We start from the raw sequence: 11142 nt of genomic DNA, 5'->3' as shown, positions 1-11142 counted from the left end.
CATGAAAGGCACGCATAAACATGCAAGTGAGTGTGTCAGTTTGGCTGCATGAAGAATAACTAGTATGAATTCTTGGCCTGCTTGATGAGCGGTTTCCATGCATACGTTGGCGAAATATAACATCGCTGCGACTCAGCCGGATCGGGGCTCGCTCCCACAGGGATTTTGTTAACGCCACAGATCCACTGTGGGAGCGAGCCTGCTCGCGATGAGGCCCGACTAAACAACACACATCCCGGATCAAAAACCAAAAAGCCCCGCCATTCACATGGCGGGGCTTTTCTATTTCAGCAACCGGTCACTCAGACCATCGGGTCGCCAACGTGCAGGATTTTCATCCCGTTGGTGCCGCCGATGGTGTGGTAGCTGTCGCCCTTGGTCAGGATGACCCAGTCGCCTTTCTCCACAACGCCACGCTTGAGCAACTCGTCGATCGCAGCCTGGCTGACTTGCTCAGGCGGCAGCGATGCCGGGTCGAACGGTACGGTGTAGACGCCACGGAACATGGCCGCGCGGGCCTGGGTTTCGCGGTGCGGGGAGAACGCGTAGATCGGCACCGAAGAACGGATGCGCGACATGATCAACGGCGTGTAGCCACTTTCGGTCAGGGCGATGATCGCTTTCACGCCCGGGAAGTGGTTGGCGGTGTACATGGCCGCCAGGGCGATGCTCTGGTCACAGCTTTCGAAGACTTTGCCGATACGGTGGCTGGAGGTCTTGCTGGTCGGGTGCTTTTCAGCGCCGACGCAGATGCGCGCCATCGCTTGCACGGCTTCCAGCGGGTACAGGCCGGCAGCACTTTCCGCCGAAAGCATCACGGCGTCGGTGTAGTCGAGCACGGCGTTGGCCACGTCGGACACTTCGGCGCGGGTCGGCATCGGGTTCTGGATCATCGACTCCATCATCTGGGTCGCGACGATCACCGCCTTGTTGTGGCGGCGTGCATGCAGAATGATTTTCTTCTGGATGCCCACCAGTTCGGCATCGCCAATTTCCACGCCCAAGTCACCACGGGCAACCATCACCGCGTCGGAAGCATTGATCAGCGCATCGAGGGTGTCGTCATCGGCCACGGCTTCGGCGCGTTCGATCTTCGCCACCAGCCAGGCAGTGCCGCCGGCCTCGTCGCGCAGTTGACGGGCGTATTCCATGTCGGCGGCGTCACGCGGGAAGGACACGGCGAGGTAGTCGACCTGCATTTCTGCGGCGAGCTTGATGTCAGCCTTGTCTTTCTCGGTCAGGGCCGGCGCCGTGAGGCCACCGCCGCGACGGTTGATGCCTTTATGGTCGGACAGCGGACCGCCGATCAGCACGGTGCAGTTCAGTTCGGTGGCGGTGGCGGTATCCACGCGCATCACCACACGGCCGTCGTCGAGCAGCAGCTCGTCGCCCACGCCGCAGTCTTTCACCAGGTCCGGGTAGTCGATGCCGACCACTTGCTGGTTGCCTTCGGTCAGAGGATGGCTGGTGGAGAAGGTGAACTGGTCACCGATCTTCAGCTCGATCTTCTTGTTGGCAAATTTGGCGATACGGATTTTCGGGCCTTGCAGGTCACCCAGCAGGGCAACGAAGCGGCCGTGCTTGGCAGCGAGGTCACGCACCAGCTTCGCGCGAGCCTTGTGCTCGTCGGGGGTGCCGTGGGAGAAGTTCAGGCGGGCGACGTCCAGGCCAGCCAGAATCAGCTGTTCGAGAACTTCCGGCGAGTTACTGGCCGGGCCAAGGGTAGCGACGATTTTGGTACGACGGACGGACATGCAAAGACTCCTGAGTTCAAGCGCTGAGTGAGGCTACTATGCTCTCGGGGTGTAGTCATTGTTCATCTGCACTACTTTTTGTGAAGAGCTTTGTTATTCGTTTATATCTTTAACCGAACATTCCTGAAGATTTCTGCTCACGGGCCGATACAGCGCTCAAGACAGGAGATCCCCCATGCGATTCGCGCTCATAGCCGTCCTTGCCCTCAGCGTCACGGGCTGCGCCCGTTGGTCGATGAACCATCATTTGAATAACGCCTACAGCGCGTACGACCGCGGCAATTGCGAGCAAGTCATGCTCGAACTGTCGAAAGTCGAACGCTCCAGCCGTGCGCGGCCGTATGTGTGGCCGGAAGTTTCGATGATGCGCGGCCAGTGCCTGGAACGGCAGAAGCTGTTCATCGATGCGGCGCAGACCTATCAGTTCATCATGGCGTCGTACCCGCAAAGCGAATACGCCTACCGCGCCCGTGCGCGACTGGAAACCTTGCAGAGCCTGGGCCATTACCCGACCCGTAGCGCGGCGGCCGTGCGTCCGACGCGGTTCTGATGGCAGCTGGCATGCAACGGCTGGCCGCCCGGCGGTGGTGAGCTATAGTCCAGGAGATCGGTTTTAGAGCCTTGCCTCCGGACCGAGGTCATACCTGTGATCGGCAGGAGTAAGCGTCAGCGGTTTGATGGACTGACGCACCGGGATCGGGGAGAGCGCGCTCAGGCTTATGAAAAAGCCGGCACGTTCCGAAGCATTAGTGCGGCCCTGCTTAAGGGCCTTGCTGGGCCAACTGCGCATGTTTACCGACCGCCGGATCGAGCGGCATCAACTGCCGTATTTTCTGAAAGTGTTCAACAGTGTCACTGACAAACCCATCGGCTTTCTGGGCAACGTCTCCGCCGACGGGCTGATGCTCATCAGCCAGTTGCCGATGATGGTGGGCGTCGACTTTGACCTGCGTTTGAAAATCCCCACCCACGAAGGCTGCCAGCAGGTCATTGACCTCACGGCGTGTTGCCTGTGGTGCCACGAAGACGAAACCCCCCAGCATTACGACGCCGGGTTCAGCCTGCAACGGGCGCCGCCGGAGTATGGGCAATTGGTGGAGGCGTTGACGCAGTACTTCAGTTTTCAGCCGTTGCCTGCTTCTGCCTGAAGCTTTGCGGCGCACATACTGACGCCATCGCGGGCAAGCCCGCTCCCACAGGGATTTTGGTGTGCATGCAATCTGAGCCACACCGCAAAAATCTGTGGGAGCGGGCTTGCCCGCGAAGGCGTCAGTCCAGGCGCCTGTTATCCAAGCTCAGGGCACCTTGATCGCCCGCTCGTTATCCAGCGACCGCTCCACCAGCATCAACCCCAACTCACTCATCCGGTAAATCGCCATCGCCAGATGCCGCGGCTTGTCGTCCAGGCTGTCCGCCAGGTCGAGCAGCAACGTGCTGACCGTCGAAAAGGTTTCGTAGGTCTCGATGTTCAACGCTTCGGGATTGGCATCGGCGACAACAGTGAACATTTTCATGGCGCGGTCCTGGGAGGAGCGAAGGGATTCGACGTCGGGTTTGAGGTAATGGTCCAGCGCCTTGTCGGCGGCGGCGTGGAGCTTTCTTGAATCGAGGGTGGCGTAGGGGGAAACCGGGTCGGTTTCGGGGGGATTTGGAGTTGCTTTGAACATGATCGATCTCCGTTATGGGGCCACCACCATCTCGCGACTAAACGGAGGGTGGCGGCTGGACGCAGGTTAGTCGACCGGCGGAGATACGAATTCCGGCGCGCCCGAGGGCGCCCTGCGAACAGCCACCATCAAGTGCGGGGATAGGGAATACCCGACTGGATGACGCTTATACACATGTATCGAACCGCCGGGCGACTAAACCCGATCGCTGATTGGCAGCGACGTGGATCAAGTTACGGGGCTAGGCCAAGGTGCACAAGCCGGCGGATTCTGGCGGATGTGTAGTCCGTTGCGCAAGGAGGTGTAGTCACTTGGCGACCGCCAGAAGGATCAGTGTGAACAGGCATATTGTCTTCCATACCGTTCGTCTGAACTGTCAGATTTTACAGGTAGGCAGAGCTGGGGCCACGAAGTAGAAAGGAAGCCACTTAGCAAAAAACAGGGAAGGAGAGGGTCATGGCAGAAGATGCAGAAGATAAACTTACGAATAATAAAGTTTCACCTCTCTCTGAAGCTAAACTCGTATGGTCGAGACCCTATGTTACGGAGGTGATAAAAAATGGCAACATGATAGTGGTGAAAGGAGGTGGACATGGTGATTGTTTCGTCAGAATCGTTGATGCTCATACCAGTGTCACTTTGAGCAATCAAGTAAAAATGGGGGGGGACGGTCACTTTACGCTGGGTTGTGGCCCTTTTACACCGGGTGAACATTGTTTACTTGTTTGGTTGTGGAATGGCAAAGATGATTGGTGGATGCAGAGCAAGCTGGTAAGAATAGACATTGGAAGTCTAGGAAGTGAACCAATTCTGTCAAAAGAATCGCTCGAAAACGACGCCGTCTTGGAAGTCTCCAATACACAGGTTTCATCTGAACGATGGGGTCCGGGGCAGACTGTAACCCCCGTGTTTTATAACTGGGTGCAGGGAAACATAATGGACCAGTACCAGTACTTTCATCTGGTTGCTCATCCGAATGCGAATATTAATATTATAAATGCCGCAACATGGAAGCAGTTGTGTCCAAATTCAAGAACGAATAGCGATGGTGAGGCTAAGTTGACGCTTACAGAGCCTTTGGATCCAGGCGTTTATGATTTAATTGCTCAGATATGGGATTGGGGTGATTGGTTTGTGCCCAGTGTAGCACTACGTGTTGTGATTCTTCTCAAGCCTCGAATCACAACCAGAATCACTACTTTATTAGAATCGAAAATATCTGGAGACGGAGGAGTCGCCGGGGCGACTATTACTCTGGTGAAAGGTGGTGAAACCTCAGTCTCCGGCAGAGCGATAGTCCGTAGTGACGGTAGTTGGAGCGCGAACGTATCTGGTTTGGTTTTGGGTCATAACACCCTGTACTGTAATCAGTATTTCCCAGATCGCAAGTATCTTGGTAACACATTCTCCGAATGGTCAGATAGAGGCGACGTAACAGTTACTAATCCGACTTTTACTTATCCACTTCAGAATGCGTCAATAAACCGGTACCTACCGTTGAACGTCACGGGTAATGGGGCGGCCCCATATTCCAAGGTTCAGATCTCGATAAAGGGTGGGGGGCATAATTTTGGAAATGCCGATGCGGATCTTTATGGGAATTGGCAAAAAACGCTTGATTTAAGCCGTTCTGATGTAGGGGATTTTACGCTGGCTGCTAGGCATGAAAGATTAACCGACTGGTCGGAAGTCACCTTTCGATTGTTTGATGAAGAGGTCCTCATCTATATTACGCAGCCAAGATCCGGAGATACAATCTATCCAGAAGTGCCGATCTACGGCTCTCACGGTCGGCAAGGTTACACTGTCGAGGTTGTCCAGGATCTCAATTATGATTTCAAAATCGGTGAAGGACTGGTGCGGTCAGATGGGACATGGACGCTGACCACTCGTGCCAATGCAATGCCTCCCGGACCCTTCAGTATTGTGGCGCTTCTAAAGTTTGAAGGTAGGCTTTACGGAAAAAGTGGGCCGGTGGCGATCAAAGTTCGCCCTCCTGCTTTAACCTATGTAACCGTCACCGATCCAAACGAACCCACCGTGAAGTTTTCAGGTACCGGCCATACCGGTGCCACGGTCGTAATCACTATAGAGAGCGGACCGGGCGGCACCGCGCCGCAAAATGTTTTGGTGACAGCTGGCACGTGGGAAACAACGGCGACGAACTGGCCCTTTGGTTCGTACAAACTGAAGGTAATTCAGAAGGTTTCCGACTATGCCAATGGCTGGATTGAATCACAGCCATATACGTTTGCCGTCAATAGAGTGTTAGCAAATACAAGAGACGTCATTTACACGAATGGTTATACGCCGACATTCTCTGGCAAAGGTTACACAGGCGCGACGGTGCATATTTTTAATCAAGGTGGCAACACCGCGGCCGCCCCTGAAGCAATGGTGTCCAACAGTCTGTGGTCGAGTGCTGCGCCTGCGGTGTGGGGGCCGACTTTTAAAAGAGACGTTTATATCAAGCAATATTTGTATGGCACGCAGTCACCGGAATGGACTGTGCTCTGGGTTACCATCCCGCCGTTGGCACCTGTAATTGAAAAGGTGGAAGAGGATGGCCTCTCTCCGAAAATATCTGGCACCTGTTGGCCAGGTGCAGTCGTTAATCTAACGTACAGCGGAGAATCAGGCACACCACATTCACCCGTTGTGACCGATGGCCGCTGGTCCTTTCAGCGTACTCTTCCTTTTGTTCCGGATACCCCTTATACCGTCAGCGTGATCCAGATCGCCGCCGAGCAAACTTCGCCGGCAGCAACCGCGACCTTCATGGTCAAAGTGCCCATGCTTAAACCGCAAATCACTCGCCCGGACGAAAACAGCGAGGTCGGCCGCGATATGACTGTCCAAGGGACGAGCGGCATGGTCGGGGCCACGATGCAACTGCGCGATGCGCAATTCGGTAGAACTCTGGGTGAACCCAAAGTGCTGGGTGAAGAGGGTGAATGGTCGATCGACCTCACCAACCTCGAATTTCGTCGGTACAACATCGACGCACAACAAACGCTCAACGGACGGGAGTCTTTGCGCAGTGATGTGCGCACGATTGAAGTTGTTGTATTGCCACCGATCATCACGAAGCCGATGGAGAACGGAGATCTGCCGCGAACCTCGACACTGGAGGGCTGGGCCATGCCGGGTGGGCGGGTCGATGTCTGGCAGGAGGGCGCAGTCGAGCCTTTACTCACGAACATTCCGGTGGGCAATAACGGCCGCTGGCTAGCTGAGGTGACCTTGCCGGTTGGGGCTAAAACCATCCGGGCCAGGCAGGTTTTTGAAGGGCTGACGTCAAAAGACAGCCGGAAACTGACCTGTAACGTCGTACCAGCGTCGCCGACTTTCGAAACCCCGGCACAGGGCGAACGGATCGGTCGGCGGGTGGTGGCGTCGGGCTTCGGCGTGCCTGGGGACACGGTAAGCGTGAAGCTGATCAACGCGCAGCGTACGGAGTTGGGTCAGAGTCCGGTGCTGGAAGATCGCACATGGTCGTTGACGCTGGAACTCGATGAGCCCGGCATTCTCGTGGCCGTGTCTTCGTGCGATGGGTTCGATTCCGCCGATTCCCCTGAACGATCGGTTTTGCTGGGTACGTACGTGCCCACTATCGAGTCGCCCGCAGCGGGACGCTGGGTCACTCATCCGGTCGAGTTCAACGGCCAAGGCAGGGAGGGGGTCGGAGAAGTAGTGAGCTGGTTTAATCCAGACCAGACATGGGTCGCGGATATTCCGGTCTCAAGGGATTGGCAGGGCGTGGCCACGCGAGAGCTGCCCACTGGCGGCCTGTGGTACCGATTCAGGCAAACCATCACGGACAGCGTGGACGATGCGACGTATTCCGACTGGGTCGACAGTGAGCGCTTCGAAGTCGAGTCTGCGCCGCCAACTGAACCCTGACGCCAAACTTTCGATGAACGGTTGTGAAAACTGTCATTTATGACAGTAGGCAATGGCTGTGTTTAAGCGCCAAATCCCAATCACCGAACGTACAGCATGACGGGATCGTCAGGCTATTGCGGCTGCTATTGACTCAAGGAATCTGAACCATGGCTGACTCGCCCAACCGCCCCGCCGTGCAACTATTCGACGAGGTGATTAGTCCGAAAACACTCGAACAATATTCCAGGTTGCGAACCTATCTCACCGACGGCGGATCAATCTTTCCCCTGGTGGAAAAGGGGCTTGGTGGTTTGGTCCAGGATTTTGAACTCACCCCTCAGGAGGCAGAGCAGTTTCTGCGACGGCTCAACAGCATGGCTGTGTATGTACGACGCCAATTTATCGAGCACACCCTGACGGCCGGTGAAACGGCAGCAACAGGGCCATCGAGCGGGCTGTTGTCGTTTGTCGAGGGTCCAAGTTATGAGACGTTATTCGGCACGGTGTTTGACGCGCTTTGTCCACCGGATGCCCTGGAGTCGATCGCATCGCCAGTGGCTTATCTGATCGAACTGCTGCGATGGATCAACGATCGTATCGAAGTCGTTGGCGACAAAAAAGAACAATATCCCCTGCATGATCGCCGCACAGACCTGAAAGCGCTGGCGGTGGACTTCAACGCGGTGCACAAGTCGGTGTCTTCGGTCGACATCATCGTGTCGGTGCTGGAAGCATTCATCACTAAGCATGGGCCGGCGACTGGGGTTGAGGATGCGTTGATTCTGGCGCGCTACCCGAACGGGCTGCCGTATTACCAGCATTGGGTCACCGTGGACGCCATTGCGCAGCATCATGGGCTGTCGGTGGGCAATTTTGCGCACATGGTTGACTTGCATTTCCCCTATTTTCTACTGTCGGAGGCTTGGGATGCCGATGCCGGACGTGCGCTGGCCCATGCATCGCGGCTGGGGCCTTATCAGCGCAAGTTGCTGACGGAGCCTGCCGTGAAGTTTGACAATAGAGAAACTTTTTATAATGAAAACTTCGGCACAGACAATCTGGGAAAGTATCAAAGCCTGATTGAGGTGAGGGAATTCGGTAAGCGGACAAAACTAGATACACCGAGAATCGAGGCATTGCTATCAATCATCTCTTTTCTGCCTCAGCGCTCAGCCAATGTGACGTACGCCACGGCTACGCCTACAGGCCCGGAAAGCGAACGTTCCGGTTCGGTTTATCTTAATGCATATAGATCACCGGCTGTGGGGGTTAGCGGAAACGGGCCTGATTTCATGCATAAATTGTCAGAGAACACCGATTCCGACACGGGTCTTGACCGATACGACCGACTGAACCGCAAGATTCGTCTGGACAACTGGCTGGGGCTGCCCACCGACCAGGTTGATGCCTTGCTGGTTGCCGCTATCAGGGCTGATGTGCGGGGCGGCGCGGCTAAAGATGTGTGGTGGATAACGGCCAACGTGGTGCACGCATTGGGGCTTTTCCAGTCGTTACGCGAGCGCTACGGTTGTACTGCCCAGGACTTCGCAGTGTTTATCGATGAACTGTCGATTTACGGTCGCGGGGATGCGCTCTCGCAATTCGACCAGGTCTTCAATAACCAAGGTGATTATCGCCAGCCTTTTAAACTCGATAATCAGGAGTTTCCGGTACTGCCTGTAGCAGGGTCGACTGACTTGACGGTCAGCCAACTGTGCAACGGCCTGGATATTGATCTGCAAACCTACACTTACCTCGCCATGGCGATTGCTCAGGCGCATGAGCTCATAGACAAAACCAGACTCAAGCGCAGCACGGCGATTGTTTCCAGTTTTTACCGCCTCGTGAAACTGCCGCGTATGTTGGGCATCACACCGGTAGAAGGCGTGTTGATGCTGACATTGCTGGGAGGGGATAGCTGGGTCAAGGGACTGGCCGGGCTCCCTCAAATCAAAGCCGCCACAGGCGACACGCCGGATGTGTTGAACCTGATCTACGCCATGCATTCGTGCGTGGGCTGGTGCCGGGATCGTGATATTCCGGTGCTGTGGATGCTGCAGCAAGTATCGGAACCGCGTTCAAGTGCCGCCTCGGAACTTGAACTGCAACTGTTCGCGAGGGTCGGCAACCTGTTACCTGCTGCGCGGTTTACCAACGCCACATTATTAATGGCCGGAGTGCCGCCGCTGCCGGCTGCCGATTGGATCGATCTGCTACGGCGCCTGGCCGATCCTGATGGCCTGGTGCTGGCACCGCCCACGACAGAGTCCGATTACCCGGCTTATGCTCGCGAAGAAATCGAAAAGGTGGTCAAGGACGGCTTGGGCGACATTGAAGCCACGGTCCGCGCGAACATTGTCCAGCAGATGTACGGCGTGCTCATGCAGGCCCGCGGTGCTCAATTGTCGGTGGCCAAGGAAAGCCTGGCGGTGTATGCCGGCATTGACGCAGAGCAAGCCGTTCAGGTGCTTGCATGGGCCAATGCATCGATTTATCAGCTACTGCGTCTGGTGTTCGATCGGGTGGGCACGGGGCCTGACGAGCCAGCACGTCGGCGCAACGAACAGTCTGATCCATTGCTTACGCTGATGGCGGATGTGCGTCGTCGCAGTGCGGTGGTGGCCAAACTGAATCTGAGTGCCGTCCTGTTACAGGACTACCTGGATTACGGCCATAAAGCCTGGATAGGTCAGGACAACAAGCACGCGTTCTCGATGGCAACGCTCTATTACCTCACCGCACTCACTCGGGCGTTTGAACTGAGCGAGCAACCGGCGCAGAAACTGCTCGACTACTTGCGTCAGGTCAACCACCTGCCGACGATGGGCGAAAAAGCCACGATACTGGCTCAGCAGGCTTCGTCCATCAAGCTAGCGGAGTTTTTTGGCTGGAGCGTTCAGGAAGTGCGCGAGTGTGTCGGTCGTATCGATCCCGCACTCAAGGTTCTGAAAAATCTGAGACAACTGGACCTTTTTATGCGCATACGCGTGCTGTCGGCGCACAGCGGTATGAATGCCCAGACGATTTTTCTGATCGGCGATTTGCCTGAGTCCGTTGATACAGCCATTGAGAAGCAGGCGTATGCCAACGCCGCTGAGCACGCCCTGCTGAGCCTGTCCGATGCGCGCGAGCCCCTCATTCAAACCTCCAGCGACCTGAATCAACTCGTCGAACTGACGTGCCGTGTGGAAGGCGACAACGAGGTGGTGGCCAATAAACCTGGCGAAAAAATCACTTTTCTGGTGACCCTCAAGGACGCGGCAGGAAACCCATTGAGCGGGGTCAACGTTTATTGGCACGCCACCCTGGGCACCATTGCCACAAAGCCGACCGAGATCGATGGAACACTCAAAGCGGAATTTATCCCGGGCAAAGAGATGGGCTCGGAAACACCGCAGTTCTGGCTGGATCTTTTTGACGCGGTGAATGCCCCCACCATCAGTGTCATGGCCGACCCCTCGACCCTGGGCTTTCCACGGCCACTCATGTCGCCAATACCGCTGGGCCCCGTGGCATCTGGTCACGAAGTCGAACTCTTCGCCACGCTGCTGGACAATTATTCAAATCTTGGAAAAAACAAACTCGTGCGGTGGTCTTTCAAAGCCAAGGACGGGGATAAGGACAAATTGCTCAGTATCCGGCCCGTTCAAGGCTTCACCGATTCGAAAGGTCTTACGCGAGTGTTTGTCTCAAGCCGCACCGGCGGAACATTCACCATCAGCGTCCATAGCGAGAGCGAAACAGAGTCCCTGTTCGAGCCCATTACTTTCGACGGTGATGGGAACCCTTGATGAGGTGTCGCTCGCTGACGTTCGTTCCCCGGTTGAAGCTAAGGA

Annotated in this window: 6 protein-coding genes; 4 read left to right on the top strand and 2 right to left on the bottom strand. The window is 56.0% G+C overall.

Annotated features, from left to right (window positions below):
- Nucleotides 1-302: 302 nt before the first annotated feature.
- Nucleotides 303-1754, bottom strand: coding sequence for a pyruvate kinase (gene pyk / locus ACRC4F_RS28030; RefSeq protein ID WP_438662260.1), 1452 nt, complete (start codon nucleotides 1752-1754; stop codon nucleotides 303-305).
- A gap of 175 nt (nucleotides 1755-1929) precedes the next feature.
- Here pyk and ACRC4F_RS28025 point away from each other — a divergent pair, with 175 nt between their 5' ends.
- Together ACRC4F_RS28025 and ACRC4F_RS28020 are read left to right on the top strand one after the other, a co-directional pair.
- The gene (locus ACRC4F_RS28025) at nucleotides 1930-2304 is read left to right on the top strand and encodes a tetratricopeptide repeat protein (RefSeq protein WP_109634345.1); all 375 of its coding nucleotides are present in this window, start codon (nucleotides 1930-1932) and stop codon (nucleotides 2302-2304) included.
- A 238-nt stretch (nucleotides 2305-2542) separates the two neighbouring features.
- A complete protein-coding gene (locus ACRC4F_RS28020) occupies nucleotides 2543-2902 on the top strand; it encodes a PilZ domain-containing protein (RefSeq protein ID WP_438662259.1) in 360 nt (119 codons plus the stop codon).
- A gap of 147 nt (nucleotides 2903-3049) precedes the next feature.
- Here the strand turns inward: ACRC4F_RS28020 and ACRC4F_RS28015 are convergent, their stop codons facing one another.
- Nucleotides 3050-3421: a DUF6124 family protein gene (locus ACRC4F_RS28015; protein WP_438662258.1), complete on the bottom strand. Its 372-nt coding sequence runs from the start codon at nucleotides 3419-3421 to the stop codon at nucleotides 3050-3052.
- 456 nt (nucleotides 3422-3877) lie between these two features.
- Here ACRC4F_RS28015 and ACRC4F_RS28010 point away from each other — a divergent pair, with 456 nt between their 5' ends.
- Nucleotides 3878-7324, top strand: coding sequence for a hypothetical protein (locus tag ACRC4F_RS28010; RefSeq protein WP_438662257.1), 3447 nt, complete (start codon nucleotides 3878-3880; stop codon nucleotides 7322-7324).
- Nucleotides 7325-7473: 149 nt separating this feature from the next.
- Nucleotides 7474-11097, top strand: a complete 3624-nt coding sequence (locus ACRC4F_RS28005; RefSeq protein WP_438662256.1) for a Tc toxin subunit A — start codon at nucleotides 7474-7476, stop codon at nucleotides 11095-11097.
- Nucleotides 11098-11142: the final 45 nt, after the last annotated feature.

This window comes from Pseudomonas sp., from assembly GCF_051660785.1.
GTDB lineage: Bacteria > Pseudomonadota > Gammaproteobacteria > Pseudomonadales > Pseudomonadaceae > Aquipseudomonas.
The sequence above is the reverse complement of the archived record's forward strand: the minus strand, read 5'-3'. Positions and strand labels throughout refer to the sequence as shown.

Coding starts and splice junctions, on each gene's coding strand:
- pyk (WP_438662260.1), bottom strand. CDS start 1,754: ATGTCCGTCCGTCGTACCAAAATCGTCGCTACCCTTGGCCCGGCCAGT.
- ACRC4F_RS28025 (WP_109634345.1), top strand. CDS start 1,930: ATGCGATTCGCGCTCATAGCCGTCCTTGCCCTCAGCGTCACGGGCTGC.
- ACRC4F_RS28020 (WP_438662259.1), top strand. CDS start 2,543: ATGTTTACCGACCGCCGGATCGAGCGGCATCAACTGCCGTATTTTCTG.
- ACRC4F_RS28015 (WP_438662258.1), bottom strand. CDS start 3,421: ATGTTCAAAGCAACTCCAAATCCCCCCGAAACCGACCCGGTTTCCCCC.
- ACRC4F_RS28010 (WP_438662257.1), top strand. CDS start 3,878: ATGGCAGAAGATGCAGAAGATAAACTTACGAATAATAAAGTTTCACCT.
- ACRC4F_RS28005 (WP_438662256.1), top strand. CDS start 7,474: ATGGCTGACTCGCCCAACCGCCCCGCCGTGCAACTATTCGACGAGGTG.